Genomic DNA, 18,143 nt, shown 5'->3' on the forward strand with positions numbered 1-18,143 from the left:
TGATCTCTCCGCCACACTACTCCCGCACGGTGACAGAACACTCACACTCTGTGGACAACTTCGAAAATTTCTTCGAGTCGATCTTCAAGGCCCGCGAGAAAGCCGATCATGAGACCTATACCTCCAATGTGAGACATAAATGTCTCATAGGGTGTAGGGTTGTCTCATGAGCTTCGATCGCGACCTCGTCCTGCACCGCGCGGCGGACCTCCTCTCGCGCAAGGCGACCGCGACCCAGGACGAGATCGCCAGGGCCGCCGGGATCAGCCGGGCGACCCTGCACCGCCATTTCGCCGGACGGGACAGCCTCATCCGCGCGCTTGAGGACCTCGCCCTGCGCCAGCTCCAGGAGGTCGCCGACGCCGCCAGGCTCGACGAGGGCAGCGCGACCGAGGCGCTGGAACGGCTGATCGAGGGCTCCCGGCCGGTCGCGGGGTTCCTCGCGTTCCTGTCGACCGAGAACCAGCTGTTCGAGGGCGAGGAGGTCAACGCGGGCTGGGAACGGCTCGACGCCAGGATCTCCGCGCTGTTCCGGCGCGGCCAGGAGTCCGGCGAGTTCCGGCTCGACCTGTCCCCCGCCTGGCTCACCGAAGCCCTGTACGGCCTCGTCGCCGCCGCGGCCTGGACCATCCAGGCGGGCAAGACGGCGCCGCGCGACTACACGATGATGATCAGCGGTCTGCTCCTGGGCGGCGCGGCGCGCCGTCCGCCGCTCCACTGACGCTCCCCCGCCGCCCCCGAGACGTGAACCCGGCAAAGGACCTGGCAGACCCATGACCGCACTCGACACCAAGACCTCCCCCGAACGACATATCGGGCGCACGGGACGCTGGGCGACGCTCGGCGTGCTCGTGCTCGCCGTGCTCCTCGTCGCCGTTGACGCGACGGTCCTCGGCCTCGCGACCCCGTTCATCAGCGCGGACCTGAAGCCGTCCGGCAACCAGCTGCTGTGGATAGGCGACGTCTACTCCTTCGTCCTCGCCGGGCTGCTCGTCTCGATGGGCGGCCTCGGCGACCGGATCGGCCGCAAGAAGGTGCTGCTCGCCGGGGCGACGGCCTTCGGCGCGGCCTCCGTCCTGAACGCCTACGCGACGAGCCCCGAGATGCTGATCGCGGCGCGCGCCCTGCTCGGCGTGGCGGGCGCGACGCTGATGCCGTCGACGCTCGCGCTGATCCGCAACATCTTCACCGACCCGCGTGAGCGGTCCCTTGCCGTCGGCGTGTGGGCGTCGAGCGCGTCGGCGGGCGCGGCGCTCGGGCCGCTCGTCGGCGGCGTCCTGCTCGAGCACTTCTGGTGGGGATCGGTGTTCCTCATCAACCTGCCGGTGATGGCGCTGCTCGTGCTCGTCGGCATCAGGCTGCTGCCCGAGTCGCGCGACCCGTCGCCGGGGCCTTGGGACCTGCCGAGCGTCGGCCTGTCCCTCGTCGGCATGGTCGGCGTGGTGTACGCGCTCAAGGAGGCGGCCTCGCATGGGTGGTCGGCTCAGGTCGGGGCGGCCGGTCTTGTCGGGGTCGGCGCGCTCGTGTGGTTCGTCCGACGCCAGCGCGTTCTCGCCGCGCCGCTCATCGACGTACGCCTGTTCCGCCACCGGGGGTTCTCTGCGGCGGTGGCCGCCGACCTCTTCGGGGTCCTCGGGCTGACGGGCCTTGTGTTCTTCCTGTCGCAGTTCCTTCAGCTCGTCCAGGGCCGCTCGCCTCTGGAGGCGGGCCTTGCCGAGCTGCCCGCGACGGTGGGCGCGGTCGTCACGGGCCTGCTGGCGGGCGCGGTGGCGCGGCGGACCTCGGTGCGAGCGGTGGTGGCGGGCGGACTGGCGAGCGTCGGCGTGGCGCTCGCGCTGCTCACCGGCCTTGAGCGCGGCACCGGCTACGGGCTGCTGTTCACGGCGCTGCTGCTGGTCGGCGTGGGCGCGGGCTTCGCGTTCACCACGACGTCCGACGTGATCGTCTCCAGCGTGCCGAAGGAGCAGGCCGGGGCTGCGTCGGCCGTCGCGGAGACCGCCTACGAGCTGGGCGGCGCGCTCGGCATCGCGGTGCTCGGCTCGATCGTGACGACGGTCTACCGGGGGTTCCCCACGCCGACGGGCACCCCGGCCGAGGCGGCGGAGGCCGCGCACGGCTCGATCGGCGGCGCGGTCGGCGCGGCGGAGCAGCTCGGCGGCGAACGCGGGACGGCGCTGCTGACCGCCGCCCAGGACGCGTTCGCGGCGGGCCTGCGCGGCACCGCGGCCGTCGGCGCGACGATCCTGCTCGCGACCGCCGTCGCCGTCTGGTTCCTGCTCAAGGGCCAGCGGACCGACGGCGAGCCCGCGCGCTGACGGGCGGGCGGGCGGCGTCGAAGCGCCGCCCGCTCACCTCACACGTTGCGCCGGTACTGTCCGCCGACCTCGAAGAAGGCGTCGGTGATCTGTTTGAGCGAGCAGACGCGGGCGGCGTCCATCAGCGCGGCGAACGCGTTGCCGCCGGTCCTGACGGTTTCCTTGAGCGCGTTGAGGGCGTGTTCGGCGTCGATGCGGTGTGCGTCTTGGAAGGCGTGGACGCGGGTGAGCTGTGACTGCTTCTCCGCCTCGGTGCCCCGCGCGAGTTCGAGGGTGTGGTGTTCGGGTTCGCCGTTCGGGTTGCGGAACGTGTTGACGCCGATGATCGGCAAGGTCCCGTCGTGTTTGCGCTGCTCGTACCGCATGGATTCGTCCTGGATGCGGCCGCGTTGGTAGCCGGTCTCCATCGCGCCCAGAACGCCGCCGCGTTCGCTGATCCGCTCGAACTCCGTCAGGACGGCCTCTTCTACGAGGTCGGTGAGCTCGTCGATGATGAACGACCCCTGGAGGGGGTTTTCGTTCATCGCCAGACCCCACTCCTTATTGATGATGAGCTGGATCGCCAACGCACGTCGTACGGATTCTTCTGTCGGGGTGGTGACGGCTTCGTCGTAGGCGTTGGTGTGGAGGCTGTTGCAGTTGTCGTACAGGGCGATGAGTGCTTGAAGGGTGGTGCGGATGTCGTTGAAGTCCATCTCCTGGGCGTGCAGGGAACGGCCTGAGGTCTGGATGTGGTACTTCAGCTTCTGCGACCGCTCGGCCGCCCCGTAACGCTCCCGCATGGCGACGGCCCAGATGCGGCGGGCGACCCTCCCCAGGACGGTGTACTCGGGGTCCATGCCGTTGGAGAAGAAGAACGACAGGTTCGGCGCGAAGTCGTCAATGTCCATACCGCGCGCCAGGTACGCCTCGACGTAGGTGAATCCGTTCGCGAGGGTGAAAGCCAACTGGCTGAGCGGATTCGCCCCTGCCTCGGCGATGTGGTAGCCGGAGATGGACACCGAGTAGAAGTTCCTTACGCCCTCCTGGATGAACCACTCCTGGATGTCGCCCATCATCCGCAAGGAGAACTCGGTGGAGAAGATGCAGGTGTTCTGGCCCTGATCCTCCTTGAGGATGTCGGCCTGCACGGTTCCCCGTACGGTCTGGAGGACGTGTGCGCGGACCTGGGCGGCCTCCTCCTGGGAGGGTTCGTGGCCCTCGGTTTCCCGGAACTTCTGTAGGCCCTGGTCGATCGCGGTGTTGAGGAAGAACGCGAGGATCGTCGGGGCCGGCCCGTTGATCGTCATCGACACCGACGTGCTCGGCGAGGCGAGGTCGAACCCGTCGTACAGGGCCTTCATGTCCTCAAGCGTCGCCACCGAGACCCCGGACGTGCCGACCTTGCCGTACACGTCGGGCCGCTCGTCGGGGTCGCGCCCGTAGAGCGTCACCGAGTCGAACGCCGTGGACAGGCGGGTGGCTTCCGAACCCGAGGACAGCAGTTTGAAGCGTCGGTTCGTCCGGAACGGGTCCCCCTCGCCCGCGAACATCCGCGCGGGGTCCTCCCCGTCGCGCTTGAACGGGAACACCCCTGCGGTGAACGGGAAATACCCCGGCAGGTTCTCCGACCTCAACCACCGCAGCAGGTCCCCGTCGTCTGAGTAGCGCGGCAGGGCGACCCGGGGGATGCGGTTGCCCGACAGGGACTCGCGGGTGAGCGGCACCCGCACCTCGCGGTCCCGGACCTTGAACACATGCTCGTCGCCGGAGTAGGCGGCGACGACCTCGGGCCAGGCCCGCAGCAGCCGCACCGACTCCTGCGACATCGCCCCGCGCGCGTCGGCGACGAGTTCGCCGAGCCGCCCTGGCGCGTCATCGCCCAGCTCCGCGCGGGCCGCCTCAAGCCGCTGGGCCCGCCGTGCGCTCTCCGCCTGCGCGAGGGTGTCGGCGTGGTAGGCGCGCACGCTCTCGGCTATCTCGGCGAGGTAGCGGACGCGCGCGGGCGGGATGATCCCCGCGACGCGCGTGCTCGCCCGGACGCCCGCGCGCGGCAGGACCCCCGGCTCGACGGGCAAACCGTGCTCCCCGAGCAGCCCGAGGAGGTGCTGGTAGAGGGCGGTGACGCCGTCGTCGTCAAAGGTCGCCGCGCTGGTCCCGAACACCGGCATGTCCTCCGGCCGCGACCCGAACGCCTCACGGTTGCGCACGAGCTGCCGCGAGACGTCGCGCAACGCGTCGGGCCCGCCGCGCCGCTCGAACTTGTTGACCGCGACGACGTCGGCGAAGTCGAGCATGTCGATCTTCTCCAGCTGCGAGGCAGCGCCGAACTCCGGTGTCATCACATACAGCGACACGTCCACGTGCTCGGTGATCGCCGCGTCGCCCTGCCCGATGCCCGGCGTCTCCAGGATCACGAGGTCGTGGGTGGCGCGGCAGACCGACAGGATCTCCGCGATCCCGTCCGGCAGCTCACGGCCGCCCCGGGTGGCCAGGGAACGGAAGAAGACGCGGTCGCCGTCGAGGGCGTTCATCCGGATTCGGTCGCCCAGCAGCGCACCCCCGCCCCGCCGCCGCGTCGGGTCCACCGCCAGCACCGCGACCCGCAGCTTGTCCTGCTGATCGACCCGCAACCGCCGCAGCAGCTCATCGGTCAGCGACGACTTGCCCGACCCACCCGTGCCGGTGATGCCGAGAACGGGTGCGGCCCCTCCGGCGAGTGCGGGGTCGAGCGGCGCGCCGCCCTGGAGGCAGGTGATCGTGCGCGCGAGCGCCGCCCTGTCCCCGGCCAGCACCGCCTCGACGGACGCGGGCCGCTCGGTGAGGTCGGTGTCGGCCTCCCGGATGAGCTCGTTGATCATCCCGGGCAGCCCGAGGCGCTGCCCGTCCTCCGGCGAGAAGATCCGGACGCCGAGTTCGGCGAGCCGCGCGATCTCCTCCCGCACGATGACGCCCCCGCCGCCACCGAAGATCCGCACGTGTCCGGCCCCCGCCTCGCGCAAGGACTCGGCGAGGTAAGCGAAGTACTCAAGGTGCCCGCCCTGATAGGAGCTGACGGCCACCCCCTGCGCGTCCTCCTCCACAACGGCGGCGACGACCTCGGCCACCGATCTGTCGTGCCCGAGGTGCACCACTTCGGCCCCCTGGGACTGGAGGATCCGGCGCATGATGTTGATCGCCGCGTCGTGCCCGTCGAACAGCGCGGCAGCGGTGACGAAGCGCACCGGGTGCACCGGTTCGTACAGTCCCATCCCGTCCTCCTCCAGAGGTCACATCTTATTTTGAAGGCTAATATTTTGAAGTTAAAGTAAATCCCAACGCGTTGGCCGTCAAGTTCCCGTACCGTGGAGGCGTGTCGTTCGATCCGCTCGCCGAGGCCCACCGGCAATGGAGTTCCCGCTGGCCGGAGCACGCCGACCACATGGCCGCCGTGACCTCGGTGATGCGCGCGCAGCAGCTGCTGCTGAGCCGGATCGAGGCGCTGCTGAAGCCGCACGGGATCACCTTCGCCGCCTACGAGGCGCTGCGCCTGCTCGCCTTCACCCGCGAAGGACGGCTGCCGATGGGCAAGATGGGCGAACGGCTCATGGTCCACCCCGCGAGCGTCACCAACGTGATCTCCCGGCTCGAGGGACGCGGCCTGGTGACCCGCTCCCCCAGCCCGCATGACCGGCGTGTGGTCCTCGCCACCATCACCCCCGAAGGCAGGGCCCTCGTCGAGGACGCGACGGCCACCCTGCACGAGGCCGGGTTCGCCCTGTCGGAGCTGAGCCGTCCCGAGGCCAGGGCCGTGATCGACGCCCTCCAGACGCTGCGCGCGTCCGTCGGCGACGCCGAGCGCGCCACCCCCTGAGCGGCCCCACACCCGGAGCCGCGGTCCACGACCGGCCGTCCGGAACGCGAGACTCGCCCGATTTGGCGGGTAGAGCGGAACCTGAGGCCCGTGCGGTTCTGCGGGTACATTCGACGGCGGAGGGAGTGCGATGCCCGACGGTTGGTGGCCCTGGGTCGTTGCGGCGGCCGTGGTGTTCGTCCTCGTCACGCTGTTCTTCGTGGTGCGGACGCTGATCCGGCTGCGGAGCCTGCGCGGCTTCGTCAAGGCCGACGGCGCGCCCACGACGGCCAAGGCCGCGTACTACGGCGCGTGGGTCTACGCGCTCAGCCCGGTTGACCTGCTGCCCGACCCGATCCTCGTGGACGACGTCGGCATCGTCGTCGCCGCGATAGCCACGATCGAGTACCTGATCCGCAAGCACCGGCCGACGGGGCTCATACGACAGCCGGGAGAACCCGGCCCGAGACCTCTCCCAGATACCGCCCGCCGGCAAGGGAAGCGCTGATCGCGACCTCGTCGTAGTCCTCGATCCACGTCCGGGTGACGCCGCCGGGCAGCACCACGGGCCGCTCGCCCCCGTGGGTGAGCTCGATGAGGGATCCCACCTCCTCGCCGCCGGGACCGCTGACGGTCCCCGACGCGATGAGGTCGCCGGGCCGCAGCGCCGCGCCGTTCGCGGTGAGGTGCGCGACCATCTGCGCGGGGCTCCAGTGGGTGCTGCGGTAGGGCGGGCGGGAGATCGGCTCGCCGTTGAGCCGCACCTCGAGGGTGATGTCGAGCCCCCACGGCGCGTCCTCGCGCAGGTAGGGCGCGAGGTTCCCCGACCCCGACGGGACCGGCACGCGCGCGTCGCCGAGCGCGGCGAGCGGCACCACCCACGGGCTCACCGACGTGGCGAAGGACTTGCCGAGGAACGGCCCGAGCGGCAGGTACTCCCAGGCTTGGAGGTCGCGGGCCGACCAGTCGTTGACGAGGCAGATCCCGAAGACGTGGTCGGCGAACGCGCCGGTGGGCACCGGTGTGCCGAGCGCGCTCGGCACACCGACGACGAAGCCGAGCTCGGCCTCGAGGTCGAGCCGCTCGGACGGCCCGAACACCGGCTCCGAGCCGCCCTCGATGAGGTGCGGCCCCGACGGCCTGACGATCGCCGTGCCGGACACGACGACGGTCCCCGCCCGGCCGTGGTAGGCGAGCGGCTGGTAACGCCAGTTGTGGGTGAGCGGGTCTCCTCCGGGACGGAACAGCCGCCCGAGGTTGGCCGCGTGGTACTCCGAGGCGTAGAAGTCGACGTAGTCGGCGACGGTGAACGGAAGGCACATCGTCACCTCCGACATCGGAAGGTAGGGGCCTCCCGCGCCCTCCAAGAGCGCCGAGCGTACGCGGTCCCATACCTCGGGCCCGGAGACGAGGAACGGATCGAGCGACCCGTAGGCGAACAGGGCCGGGTGCGGTATCCGCGCCTGCGACAGGTCGAGGACCCTGTCCTCGACGGCGACGCCCACCCGGCGCACGCCGGGCCGGTCGAGGGCGGTGAACACTCCGAACGGCAGGGTCTCAGCGTCGAACATTCCACGTCCAGGCTCAGGGGCGGCAGTTGATCTTGTGCCTTCCCGCTCGGTCGGCGAACCATGCGGGCTATGACCAGGGATTCTGTGCGCGACCGTCACTGACGGTCACGGTGTACTGGATGGTCGTGGACGCGCCTGCCTCCAGCGGTCCCGTCCAGGTCACGGCGGGACGCCCGTAGGAGACCTCCCCGGAAGTGGCCGTGGCGTCCCCGTTGTAGGACGCGGCGTACGGCAGACCCGTGAGGTCGTCGGAGAAGACAGCCGGGTGCTCGGCGGTGAAGTCGCCGTCCCCGGTGTTGGTCGCGAAGACGGTGTGCGTGACGGTCTGTCCCGGTTCCGGGGTCGCGGCGTCGGCGTCGCGGACGACGGTCAGCTCCGGCTTGCCCGTCGTGCAGACGACCGACGTGGTGATCCGATACGCCCGCGACGCCGTCGCGGCGGTCCGGTAGGGCAGCGGACGTGACGTGCGCCGCCCGTTCACCCCGGTCAGCCGCTGCGACGTGACCGAGCAGCCCTCCTCGGGGATCGTCGCGTGCGCGTCGACGGTCAGCGGCTCCCCCACCGCGTAGCCCGCGCGCGGGACTCCGGACGGCTGGCGCGACGCGGGCAGGCCGCCGGGGCCGGTCAGCGACAGCACCGCCGCGAAGCCCTCGGGCCGCGCGCCGTCGGGGTAGCCGATCCCGTCGATCAGCCAGGTGTGCGCGACGGTCACCGAGGAGCGCGGGCCCTGTGCGACGGTCGAACCCCTGGCGGCCCACGGCGTCACCGCCGCCAGCGCGGCCGCCAGGACGACGACGGCGCTCGAACGGCTCATCCACATGTGCGTCCCCCGAATGCTTGAAACCGCGTCTCCCCGGCGGCCCGGCCCGCCGACGGCGAGGTCGGCGGGCCGGGTGCGTCAGCGGCTAGGCGACGTCCACATCGACGCCGACGCCCACAGCGACGTCAACGTCGACGCCGCGGCTCGCGGAACCCGCGCTGGGCCGCGGCTTGTGATGCTTGCCGTGATGCTTGCCGTGGTGGTGCCAGGGCTTGCCGTGGTGCCCTGGCTTGCCGTGGTGCCAGGGCGGGCGCGGCGACGGCGGCGTCACGACCGGCGCGGTGACCTGGACGCAGTTGGTGTCGGAGCAGTCCGCGCCCGGCGCGGTCGCGGTGTTGCACAGCCGGGTGCGGTGCGGCGCGTCGGCGTCGACCGTCACCGAGTAGGCGACCGTCGCCGACGCGCCCGCCTCGAGCGGGCCCGTCCAGCTCAGCACCGGCGCGTTGTAGCTGACGGTCCCGCCGCCCGACACGACAACGGCGTCGTCGTCGTAGACTGCCTCGCGCAGCACGTCGGACAGGTCGTCCTGGAACGTCGCGGGCGAGCCCTCAGGGGTGTCGCCGTCGCCGGTGTTGGTGATCGTCACCGTGTAGGTGACCCGGCCGCCCGGCGCGACCTCGGTGCGGTCGGCGCGTTTGGTGATGCCCAGGCCCGGCTCGTCGGCGCACTCCACGGTGTTGGTGATCTCGAAGACGTCGGGGTCGGGGCCGGTGACCGTCGCGGTGTGCGGCAGCGGCAGGTCGACGTCCGCGCCGCCCGCCACGGTGAGCCGCGACGACACGAGCGTGCACCGCTCGTTGTCGAACTGCCCGGTTGTCTCATCGATGGTGACGGTCCCGCCGACCACGAACCCGCCCCTCGGGACGTCCCAGTCCTGCGGCGTCCCCGGCACCCCGTCCTGGCCGGAGAGGGTGAGCCCGGCGGTGAACCCGTCGGGCTGGTGGCCCTCGGCGTAGTGCTTGCCGTCGATCACCCACTGCTTGTCCACGACGACCGGGGCGGTCGGCGGGCAGGTCACGGTGTTGGTGATCTGGAACGTGGCGTGCTCGAGCAGCACGGGACCGGTGTGCGGGAGCTGCTCCTCGGAGTCCTCGTCGTCGATCAGCGTGATCACCTGCGAGGTGACCCGGCACGGGTCGGGCACCGTGACGGTCTCGTCAACGGTCACCTGTTCGCCGATCGTGTAGCCGTTGCGCGGCGTGCCCCACGGCTGCGACGAGACCGGCGTGCTGCCCGGCCCGGTGAGCGTCGCCGACGCGGTGAACCCGGCGGGCTGGTCGCCCTCGGCGTAGGTCGTGCCGTCGATCGACCAGACCTTGGTGACCGTGACGTTGGCGGTGCCGACCGGCTTGTTGTAGATCGAGCAGTTGACCGCCGCGCCCTGCGGGACGGTCAGCGCGAACCCTGTTTCGCCCGCGTTCGTCACCGGAAGCGGCGTGGTGGAGCCGACCGGTGAGCAGACCGCGTTGACGCCGTCGCGCTGGAGGATCGTGTACCCGTCGTGCTCGACCTCGGTGATCTGGACTGCGGTGTTGGCCGCGTCGCCGCCGACGGTGAACGCGACGGTGCCGGTCCCGTCGTCGGCGGTGGTCGCGCTCGCCGGGGTGATGGTCGCGCCCGCGGTGGTGGTCGCGCCGTCGAACTGCCAGCCCGCCCCCGCGGGGATCGCGCCGGTCACGTCGTCGCCGACGTTCGCGGACGGCACGAGCAGCTTGGTCACCGAGACCGAGCCCGCGCACTGCTGGAGGATGAGCCTGCGCAGCGCCTCCCCCGCCGCCGCGTAGTCGCTGGTCTGGAAGTAGTCGGCTGTCGCCGCGTTCGTGCCGTCGTAAGCCGAGGTGCCGGAGATGGCGCGCAGGTTGAGCGCGGTGACGCCGGTGACGCCGCCGCCGACGCCGAGCGCGATCAGGCGGCTCCCCTTGGCCTTGACGGCGTTGGCCGAGAAGATGCCGCCCTCGACCTCGGCCACGCGGGTGTTGCCCCCGTCGCCGGTCCTGTCGTCGAAGTACGTCGGGTTGCCGTCGGTGATGATCACGACGAGGTCGTACTGCTGGCTCGCCTGGGCGATCCGCCAGAGGCCCTGGTCCCAGTTGGTGCCGCCGCCGACGGTCCACCCGGCGTACTGTGCCTTGAACGCGTCCGCGCCGTCCTGGGTGGACACCGAGACGAGTTCGGGATGGTTCGAGCCGCCGGTCGCGGGCGCGTCGCTGTTGAAGCTGAACAGCGCCATCCGCGACGGGGTGCCGACGAGCGCGTCGGCGAACTGGTCGGCCGCGCCCTTCAGCGCGGGCAGCGCACCGCCCACCGAGCCGGACAGGTCGAGGAGCAGGGCGACGTCGAGGCCGCACTGGTCGGGCAGCGCGGGGTTGACGCGCGACTGCTGCCAGACGCCGCTCGACTCCAGCGGACGCCGCGACGTCAGGTCGAACATGAACTCGGCGGTCGAGCGGTACACCTGGCCGCCGCGCAGCGCGGCCGTCGGGAAGACGTAGGCGGTCTGCGCGGACTGGCTGCCCGTGGCGTTGCCCGTGCGCAGCACCGGGTTGACGTACCAGCCGGCCGGTGCGGAGATCTGTCTGACGTAGTAGATGTCGTCGCGGCGCGCGCCGCCGTTACCGGTGTCGGGGACGACGAAGCTGCAGTCGCCGTCGGCGTCCGACACGCACTGGCCCCAAGGGTCGGTGGTGACCGGGGTCGTGGAGTCCGCGGTGGGGTACAGCCCGAGCCTGACCCCGGCGAGCGGGGCGACTGTCTTGTCGCCGACGCGGTCGCCGCCGGTCTTCACGGTCACCACCGACGTGGTCGGCGTCGCCGCGGGCACCGCGGCCGGCGCCGCCGCCGCGGCGTGCGCCGAAGGCGCCACGGCCCCGCCCGTCAGCGCCAGGACGACGGCGAGGAAAGCCGCGCCGGTCCTCCTTCGCGCCCGTCTTGCCGCGGCTCGCCCGAGCTTCATGCGGATCTCCCCCGAGATGATCACTGAAAGTGATGATCATCTACCCGGGGTACGGGCGCGGTAACGCCGCTCAGGTCACAGGTTCCCCCTGCGCGCCTGCTCGCGCTCGATCGCCTCGAACAGCGCCTTGAAGTTGCCCTTGCCGAACCCGAGCGACCCGTGCCGCTCGATCAGCTCGAAGAACACCGTGGGACGGTCCTGGACGGGCCTGGTGAAGATCTGCAGGAGGTAGCCGTCCTCGTCCCTGTCGACGAGGATGCCGAGCTCCCGCAGCGTCTCCAGCGGGACGCGGGTGTCGCCGACCCACTCGCCGAGCGCGTCGTAGTAGGCGTCGGGGGTCGGCAGGAACTCCACGCCGGTCTCGCGCATGGCCCGCACCGAGGCGACGATGTCGCCGGTCGCCAGCGCGATGTGCTGCACCCCCGGGCCGCCGTAGTACTCCAGGTACTCCTCGATCTGCGACCTGCGGCGGGAGGGCGCCGGCTCGTTCAGCGGGAACTTCACCCTGTGGTCGCCGCTCGCGACGACCTTCGACATGAGCGCGGAGTAGTCGGTGGCGATGTCGTCGCCGACGAACTCCTTCAGGTTGGTGAACCCCATGACCCGGTTGTAGAAGCCGACCCACTCGTCCATCCTGCCGTGCTCGACGTTGCCGACGCAGTGGTCGACCGCCTGGAAGTAGCGGGTGGGGTGGTGCGCGGGCGGCCCGGCGTGGACGGGTTCGGCCGCGACGAACCCCGGCAGGAACGGGCCGTGGTAGCCGGATCTGTCCACGAGGGTGTGCCTTGTCTGCCCGTATGTCGCGAGGGCGGCGATGCGTACCGTGCCGTGCTCGTCGGACACGTCGTGCGGCTCGGACAGGACGCGTGCCCCGCGCGTCCTGGCGTGCGCGATGGCGGCGTCCACGTCGGGGACGTCGAGGGCGAGGTCGCTGACGCCGTCGCCGTGCGCGGCGACCGACGCGCCGACGGGCGTGCCGGCCCGCACCTCGCCGGTGATCACGAAGACCGCGTTCCCTGACCGCAGGACGTGCTCGGCGTAGTCCTCGCACCCCGTCTCCGGCCCCCGGTACGCGACGGGCGTCATGCCGAAAGCCGTCGTGTAGAAGTGGGCGGCCTGCCTTGCGTTGCCGACGAGGAACCTGACGTGGTCGAGCCCCCGGACGGGGAACGGGTCATGGCTGAAGTCGTGCGGCACCGCCCCCACCAGGCGGTCCTCCTCCAACGGCACGGTCGGGTGCGTCATGGCCCTGCTCCTCTCCCCTAGGGCCACCCTCGCCCGGGTTCCGGCACGGCCACAAGCTCGGTGACGTCAACTTCCCGGAATGCACGGCAAATCTGCGGAATAGCCGGGAAAAAGGCAGGTCGGCGGTAGGGGAAAAAGCCCGTTTACCAGGAGAAAGCGCCCTGTCGGCGTTCGTCGGGCGGCAGGAGCGCGGTTTCCAGGGAGCGGGCGCACGAGCGGGCCCGGGACAGCAGCCAGTCAAGACGCGCTGACAGCCGTGTTTCCGCAGGTCGGACGGCCAGCGCGTACCTGGCGACGCCGGTGTGGTCGAGGATCGGCACGGCGAGCGCGGTCCGGCCCGAGCCAGGCTCGTCGGCGTGCACGGCGTGCCCCGCGGCGCGGATCTCGGCGAGCGCGCCGTCGGGCGCGGGTGCGGCGAAAGCGGCGAGGACGAGCCCCTGCGCGGTCGTGCGCAGCGGGTGCCGGACGCGGTGGCCGGTGCCGGACGGGCCGCCGAGGAGGATCAGCGCGTCGTGGCCGTCCCGCATCGCGAGATCCGCGGGGCACCCCGTCTCCTTGGCCAGATGGGCGAGTTCCGGCGCGGCGCGGTGCAGCCCGCGCTGGTGGAACGAGCGCCTGCCGAGCTCGGCGACGGCCGGGCCGAGCCGGTAGCGGGAGGTGCGGGGGTCCTGCTCGAGGAAACCCTCGGCGACCAGCGCGCGGGCGAGCCGGAACGTCGTGGAGGTAGGCAGTTCGAGCCGCCTGGCGAGGTCGGACGCGCCGAGCGCGGTCCCGTCGTCGGCGAAGCACCTCAGCACCCCGAGCGCCCTGCCGACCGCCTGCGTCCCCTCGGCCATGCCCGGCCCTCCTTTCCCACACTGCGGCAATACTGGGGTACCCTACCAAAAAAGTGGTGAATCAGCGCTCACAAGATCCACTCCTTGTCCTCGGAACCGCCCGCCATGTAACGTCGAGGGGGTCGCGAATGTCACGCTCCATTCACAACCGGGCTATACGGTTGTACGGCAGTTAGCGATCATGTAGGAATGCATGGCATTCCCCCGATATGGTCAGGTCGCGAGTGAATCTTTCTACAAGTCCTTCGAAGGACCCAGGGGACAGGCCGTCCGCCCTGGCGGGCGGTCCCACGGTCCTGCGAATGATGCTCGGCGCGCAGTTGCGCAAGCTGCGCGAGGACCGGGGCATCTCCGCCGAGCACGCCGGCTACACCATCCGTGCCTCCCACTCCAAGATCTCCCGCATGGAGACCGGCCGCGTGGGGTTCAAGGAGCGCGACGTCGCCGACCTGCTCACGCTCTACGGCGTGGTCGACCCCGGCGAGCGCGACACCATGCTCGAACTCGTCGCGCGCGCCAACGAGCCGGGATGGTGGCACAACTACAACGACCTGCTGCCGAGCTGGTTCGAGATCTACATGGGCCTTGAGGGCGCGGCGTCGCTCATCCGCACCTACGAACTCCAGTTCGTGCCGGGACTGCTCCAGACCGAGGGTTACGCGAGGGCCCTCATCCCGCTGGGCTACCCGGAGATCACCGGTGACGAGCTGGAACGCCGGGTGCAGCTGCGGATGCGCCGCCAGACCCGGCTGCACGCCGCCGACCTGCGCGTCTGGGCGATCGTCGACGAGAACGCGCTGCGCCGTCCGATCGGCGGCAAGGCCGTCATGCGCGAGCAGGTCGAGCACCTGATCGAGCTCAGCACGAGGCCGAACGTGACGATCCAGGTCCTTCCGTTCAACGCGGGCGGGCACGCGGGCGTCTCGGGCGCGTTCAGCCTGCTGCGCTTCCCGGAGGAGACCCTTCCCGACATCGTCTACCTCGAGCAGCTGACCAGCGCGCTCTACCTCGACAAGCCCGCCGACATCGACAGGTACCTCCAGGTGATGAACCGGCTCGCGCTCGAGGCGGCGCAGCCCGAGGACTCGCGCGACATGCTCATGCGGGTGCTCACCAACCGGACCGCCTGACCTACGCCGACTCCTCGTCCCCGACGACCATCACCGGGCAGGCGGCCTTCCTGATGAGGCCGTGCGTGGTGGCCCCCAGGGCGCGGATGCGGCGGCCCGGCTTCTCGTGCCGGCCCACGACCACGAGCGCCGCGTCCTCGGACGCGGCGAGCAGCACGTCCCTCGGGTGCCCGGGCACGACCCTGAGGTCGGCGTCGGGGCGGCCGAGCCAGGGCGCGAGCTCGCCCGTCAGCCGTTCGCGCAGCGCCGCCACCACCGGGCTCGGGTCGATCGGCGGCAGCGGCGCGGGCGCGCCGAAGCTCTCCACCGGCGGCTCGAACCAGGCGTGCACGAGCCACAGCCCCTCCCCGCGCAGCCCCGCCTCCTTCTCGGCGGCGCCCAGCACCACCGCGGCGGGCGTCTCGGCGACCCCCACGACGACGGGGCAGTCGTCCTTCTCGGGATCGTGGTCCTTCACCAGCACCACCGGGACCGGCGCGCTTCCGGCGAGCGCGAGCGCCACCGACCCCACGACGAGGCTCGCGACCGCCCCGTGGCCGTGGGTGCCGAGCACCACGAGCTCGGCCCGCCCGGCGAGTTCCAGCAGCTTGTCCTGTGGTTTGCCGGTGACGAACTCGGCGTCCACCTGCACCTCGCCGACCGCCCGCGCCAGCTCGGCGGCCTCCTGCGCGGTGCGGTCGTCGCCGAGCCTGCCGCCCACGTGCACCACGTGCAGCCGCACCCCGCGCCGCTCGGCCTCGTGGGCCGCCCAGGCCGTCGCGGCGTCGCCGGGCGCCGATCCGTCAACCCCGACAAGGATCTCGCTCATTCGTCCCCCGTTCCCCATTCGTCCCCTACCCCTGGGACAGGTCAGCCGAACGGGGGACAAAGGCGACGTCAGTCGGCGGCGGCCTGGGTGATCACCTCGTCCACCTCGGCGCGGCGCTCGGCCTCCTCGGCGGCGAAGCGGCGGGCGTCCATGGCGTCGGCGTGCTCCTCGTCCTGGGCCATGAGGATCTCCAGGTCCTGCTTGGAGAAGTCGAGGACGCCCATGTCGTCATAGGCCGCCTGGATGCGCTCGCTCCACAGGCCGATGTCCTTGACGCACGGGACGATCCTGCTGAACAGCAGACTCTGGAACATCCGCATGTACTCGGAGTTCTTCACGAGCTCGATCGCGTCGGCCTTGGGAATGCCGAAGTTCTCCCACACCTCGAGTGCCTGGAAGCGGTCGCGCATCCGGTAACAGCCCTCGATGACGAACTCTTCGCGCTCGCGCCGCTCGGCCTCGGTGATGTCCCGGTAGAAGTCGCGCAGGGCGAGCCGCCCGAACGCCACGTGACGCGCCTCGTCCTGCATGACGTAGGTGAGCATCTGCTTGGGCAGCTCCACCGTCGTCATGTCACGGACCAGCCCGAACGCCGCGAGGGCAAGGCCCTCGATCAGCACCTGCATGCCCAGGTAGGGCATGTCCCAGCGGCTGTCGTTCAGCGTGTCGTTGAGCAGGCTCTGCAGGTTGTCGTTGATGGGGTAGACGAGTTCGAGCTTGTCCTGGAGGAAGCGGGTGAACAGCTCGACGTGGCGTGCCTCGTCCATGGTCTGGGTGGCCGAGTAGAACTTGGCGTCGAGGTCGGGCACTGTCTCCACGATGCGCGCGCCGGTGATCATCGCGCCCTGCTCGCCGTGCATGAACTGGGAGAACTGCCAGGACGCCGAGTGCAGCTTGAGCCGTCCGCGCTCGGCGACGCTCATCTTCTCCCAGTACTGGGTCCCGTAGAGCATGTTGGCCGCGTCGGGCAGGCCGAGCGGGTCGGCCTGGTCGACCTCAAGGCTCCAGTCGATGCGTTTGACCGCGTCCCACTGCTTGTCCTTGCCCTTCTGGTAGAGGCTGAGCAGTTTGTCGCGGCCGTCGTCGTACTCCCAGGTGAAGCGGGTGTCACCGGACAGCGGTACGGTCCAGGTCTCGTCCTGGACCGGGGAGGTGTAGAGCTCGTGGGTCGACAACGCGCACTCCTGTCGGGCTGACGTACACCGTACGATCAACGTACGATGTACGTACGGTGTCACGCGTACGGAAGGGTGTCAACGGGGTGCTGACGCGGGAGCGGATCGTGGGCGCGGCGGTCGCGCTGGTCGAGCGGGACGGCGCGGACGCGCTGTCCATGCGCGCCGTCGCAGGCGAGCTCGGCGTCGCGGTGATGTCGCTTTACAACCATGTGCCGAACAAGGCGGCCCTGCTCAAGGGCATGGCCGAACGGGTGCTCGCCGACCTCGACCTGCCCGAGAACAGGCACCTCGACTGGCGGGTGCGCGCCCGCGAGCTGATCCGCGCGTTCCGCAGGGTCGCGCGCGAGAACCCGCGCTGCACCGACCTCATCGTCACGCACAGCGTCGAGGTGCCGTTCGGGCTCAAGCCCGTCGAGCGCGGCCTGGAGATCGCGCACGACGCGGGCTTCGACGGGCCCACCTCGGTCCGGCTGATGCGCGCGATCATCTCCTACGCCCAGGGCTCGCTGCTGCGCGAGACCGAGCAGATGCGGATGCTCGACTCCCTGCCCGCCGACGCCGCCGGGGCGTTCGCCGAACTCGACCCCGAGCGCTTCCCCCGCGTCACCCTCCTGGCCAAGGAGCTCACCGAACACGACCCGGAGACCGACTTCGAGTTCGGCCTCGACCTGTTCATCAACGCCATCGACGCCCTCCCCCGCTGACCCCGCAGGACACCTCCGGGACACCCGTCCCTGCCTCCCGGGCCGTGTCCCCGCCTAGCCTCCCGTCCATGGCGGACAACGGGAGCACACCGGGCGCGCCGGGCGCGAAGGCGTCCACGAAGGGGAACGCGCTACGCCCGCGCACGATCGTGGCGGTGGCGCTCAGCGCGCTGGCGGTCAGCCTGGTCGCCGTGTACGGCACGGTCTTCGTCGACTTCTTCCTGCTGGGCGGCTCCGCGCTTTGGATCGGCGGTCTCCTGTGGCTCGTGTCGTGCGTGTTCCTGCTCCTGCTCGAACCGCGCAGCGGCACGTCGGCGGCGGTCGCCTGGTTCACGCTGCTGCTGGCGATCTTCCTGTCGTACGAGGGCGGTTTCACGGAGTCCTACCTGAGGGTCCTCGGCGACCGCGTCACCGCGACGGTCGCCGACGGGCCGGCCCCGGGCGTCGCGCCGCCCGCGCCGATCCCCGGCGAGACGATCCCCCGGCCGAAGCACCACCTGCTGCTGCCCGGCGGCGACGTCATCACCGAGTTCACCGCACACCAGGGACCCGTCAAGGCCGGGGACGAGGTCACCGTCTACCGGGACCCGCTCGGCTGGCTCGACCCGTCGCCGGTGCCTTCGGTGCTGACCGCCGCCTCCACCGGGCTGGCGCTCGCCGGCTACTGGGGACTCGTCGTCTCGATGTGCTGGCGCTCGCTGGCGAACCGGCGGCGGGAGCACCCGGACGGCACGGCGTCCGCACCCTGACGGACCGCGCGTGCCGGGACATC

Annotated in this window: 15 protein-coding genes; 7 read left to right on the forward strand and 8 right to left on the reverse strand. The window is 71.0% G+C overall.

What is annotated here, in order from left to right; translation table 11 throughout:
• Positions 1-166 precede the first annotated feature (166 nt).
• Together R9X44_RS09505 and R9X44_RS09510 are read left to right on the forward strand one after the other, a co-directional pair.
• Positions 167-721, forward strand: coding sequence for a helix-turn-helix domain-containing protein (locus R9X44_RS09505; RefSeq protein ID WP_319813659.1), 555 nt, complete (start codon positions 167-169; stop codon positions 719-721).
• A 52-nt stretch (positions 722-773) separates the two neighbouring features.
• Positions 774-2,315: an MFS transporter gene (locus tag R9X44_RS09510; RefSeq protein WP_319813660.1), complete on the forward strand. Its 1,542-nt coding sequence runs from the start codon at positions 774-776 to the stop codon at positions 2,313-2,315.
• Between the two features lie 38 nt (positions 2,316-2,353).
• Here the strand turns inward: R9X44_RS09510 and icmF are convergent, their stop codons facing one another.
• Complete coding sequence (icmF, locus tag R9X44_RS09515; protein ID WP_319813661.1) at positions 2,354-5,545, reverse strand: fused isobutyryl-CoA mutase/GTPase IcmF; 3,192 nt, start codon at positions 5,543-5,545, stop codon at positions 2,354-2,356.
• Between the two features lie 101 nt (positions 5,546-5,646).
• Here icmF and R9X44_RS09520 point away from each other — a divergent pair, with 101 nt between their 5' ends.
• Complete coding sequence (locus R9X44_RS09520) at positions 5,647-6,147, forward strand: MarR family transcriptional regulator (RefSeq protein WP_319813662.1); 501 nt, start codon at positions 5,647-5,649, stop codon at positions 6,145-6,147.
• 130 nt (positions 6,148-6,277) lie between these two features.
• Entirely contained in the window at positions 6,278-6,634 is a 357-nt protein-coding gene (locus tag R9X44_RS09525; RefSeq protein ID WP_319813663.1) for a YkvA family protein, read from the forward strand.
• Here R9X44_RS09525 and R9X44_RS09530 read toward each other — a convergent pair.
• The 5 genes from R9X44_RS09530 to R9X44_RS09550 form a co-directional block, all read right to left on the reverse strand.
• Positions 6,564-7,697 (reverse strand): fumarylacetoacetate hydrolase family protein, encoded by a 1,134-nt coding sequence (locus tag R9X44_RS09530; protein ID WP_319813664.1) that lies wholly within the window; start codon positions 7,695-7,697, stop codon positions 6,564-6,566. The genes R9X44_RS09525 and R9X44_RS09530 overlap by 71 nt on opposite strands.
• A 67-nt stretch (positions 7,698-7,764) precedes the next feature.
• Positions 7,765-8,511, reverse strand: coding sequence for a hypothetical protein (locus R9X44_RS09535; RefSeq protein WP_319813665.1), 747 nt, complete (start codon positions 8,509-8,511; stop codon positions 7,765-7,767).
• A 91-nt stretch (positions 8,512-8,602) separates the two neighbouring features.
• Positions 8,603-10,948, reverse strand: a complete 2,346-nt coding sequence (locus R9X44_RS09540; RefSeq protein ID WP_413774935.1) for a hypothetical protein — start codon at positions 10,946-10,948, stop codon at positions 8,603-8,605.
• A gap of 597 nt (positions 10,949-11,545) precedes the next feature.
• The gene (hppD, locus tag R9X44_RS09545) at positions 11,546-12,715 is read right to left on the reverse strand and encodes a 4-hydroxyphenylpyruvate dioxygenase (protein ID WP_319813667.1); all 1,170 of its coding nucleotides are present in this window, start codon (positions 12,713-12,715) and stop codon (positions 11,546-11,548) included.
• Between the two features lie 143 nt (positions 12,716-12,858).
• Positions 12,859-13,551 carry an IclR family transcriptional regulator gene (locus R9X44_RS09550; protein WP_319813668.1) on the reverse strand — a complete coding sequence of 231 codons (693 nt, stop codon included), beginning with the start codon at positions 13,549-13,551 and terminating at the stop codon, positions 12,859-12,861.
• A gap of 302 nt (positions 13,552-13,853) precedes the next feature.
• Here R9X44_RS09550 and R9X44_RS09555 point away from each other — a divergent pair, with 302 nt between their 5' ends.
• Positions 13,854-14,681, forward strand: a complete 828-nt coding sequence (locus R9X44_RS09555) for a helix-turn-helix transcriptional regulator (RefSeq protein WP_319813669.1) — start codon at positions 13,854-13,856, stop codon at positions 14,679-14,681.
• Between the two features lies 1 nt (position 14,682).
• On the opposite strand, the gene R9X44_RS09560 is transcribed toward R9X44_RS09555, so the two are convergent.
• Entirely contained in the window at positions 14,683-15,489 is an 807-nt protein-coding gene (locus R9X44_RS09560; RefSeq protein ID WP_319813670.1) for a universal stress protein, read from the reverse strand.
• Between the two features lie 68 nt (positions 15,490-15,557).
• Positions 15,558-16,664, reverse strand: a complete 1,107-nt coding sequence (locus R9X44_RS09565; protein ID WP_319813671.1) for a ferritin-like domain-containing protein — start codon at positions 16,662-16,664, stop codon at positions 15,558-15,560.
• A 56-nt stretch (positions 16,665-16,720) separates the two neighbouring features.
• On the opposite strand from R9X44_RS09565, the gene R9X44_RS09570 reads away from it, so the two are divergent.
• Both R9X44_RS09570 and R9X44_RS09575 read left to right on the forward strand, forming a co-directional pair.
• Positions 16,721-17,371 carry a TetR/AcrR family transcriptional regulator gene (locus tag R9X44_RS09570; RefSeq protein WP_319813672.1) on the forward strand — a complete coding sequence of 217 codons (651 nt, stop codon included), beginning with the start codon at positions 16,721-16,723 and terminating at the stop codon, positions 17,369-17,371.
• A 68-nt stretch (positions 17,372-17,439) separates the two neighbouring features.
• Complete coding sequence (locus R9X44_RS09575) at positions 17,440-18,120, forward strand: hypothetical protein (protein ID WP_319813673.1); 681 nt, start codon at positions 17,440-17,442, stop codon at positions 18,118-18,120.
• The last annotated feature ends 23 nt before the right edge of the window (positions 18,121-18,143 follow it).

Origin of the sequence: Actinocorallia sp. A-T 12471, assembly GCF_033875155.1 — a bacterium.
Lineage (GTDB): Bacteria > Actinomycetota > Actinomycetes > Streptosporangiales > Streptosporangiaceae > Actinocorallia.

What these genes read in the sequence shown, in the direction of transcription:
- R9X44_RS09505 (WP_319813659.1), top strand. Translation starts at nt 167, where the DNA reads ATGAGCTTCGATCGCGACCTCGTCCTGCACCGCGCGGCGGACCTCCTC.
- R9X44_RS09510 (WP_319813660.1), top strand. Translation starts at nt 774, where the DNA reads ATGACCGCACTCGACACCAAGACCTCCCCCGAACGACATATCGGGCGC.
- icmF (WP_319813661.1), bottom strand. Translation starts at nt 5,545, where the DNA reads ATGGGACTGTACGAACCGGTGCACCCGGTGCGCTTCGTCACCGCTGCC.
- R9X44_RS09525 (WP_319813663.1), top strand. Translation starts at nt 6,278, where the DNA reads ATGCCCGACGGTTGGTGGCCCTGGGTCGTTGCGGCGGCCGTGGTGTTC.
- R9X44_RS09530 (WP_319813664.1), bottom strand. Translation starts at nt 7,697, where the DNA reads ATGTTCGACGCTGAGACCCTGCCGTTCGGAGTGTTCACCGCCCTCGAC.
- R9X44_RS09535 (WP_319813665.1), bottom strand. Translation starts at nt 8,511, where the DNA reads ATGAGCCGTTCGAGCGCCGTCGTCGTCCTGGCGGCCGCGCTGGCGGCG.
- R9X44_RS09540 (WP_413774935.1), bottom strand. Translation starts at nt 10,948, where the DNA reads ATGTTCGACCTGACGTCGCGGCGTCCGCTGGAGTCGAGCGGCGTCTGG.
- hppD (WP_319813667.1), bottom strand. Translation starts at nt 12,715, where the DNA reads ATGACGCACCCGACCGTGCCGTTGGAGGAGGACCGCCTGGTGGGGGCG.
- R9X44_RS09550 (WP_319813668.1), bottom strand. Translation starts at nt 13,551, where the DNA reads ATGGCCGAGGGGACGCAGGCGGTCGGCAGGGCGCTCGGGGTGCTGAGG.
- R9X44_RS09555 (WP_319813669.1), top strand. Translation starts at nt 13,854, where the DNA reads ATGATGCTCGGCGCGCAGTTGCGCAAGCTGCGCGAGGACCGGGGCATC.
- R9X44_RS09560 (WP_319813670.1), bottom strand. Translation starts at nt 15,489, where the DNA reads ATGAGCGAGATCCTTGTCGGGGTTGACGGATCGGCGCCCGGCGACGCC.
- R9X44_RS09575 (WP_319813673.1), top strand. Translation starts at nt 17,440, where the DNA reads ATGGCGGACAACGGGAGCACACCGGGCGCGCCGGGCGCGAAGGCGTCC.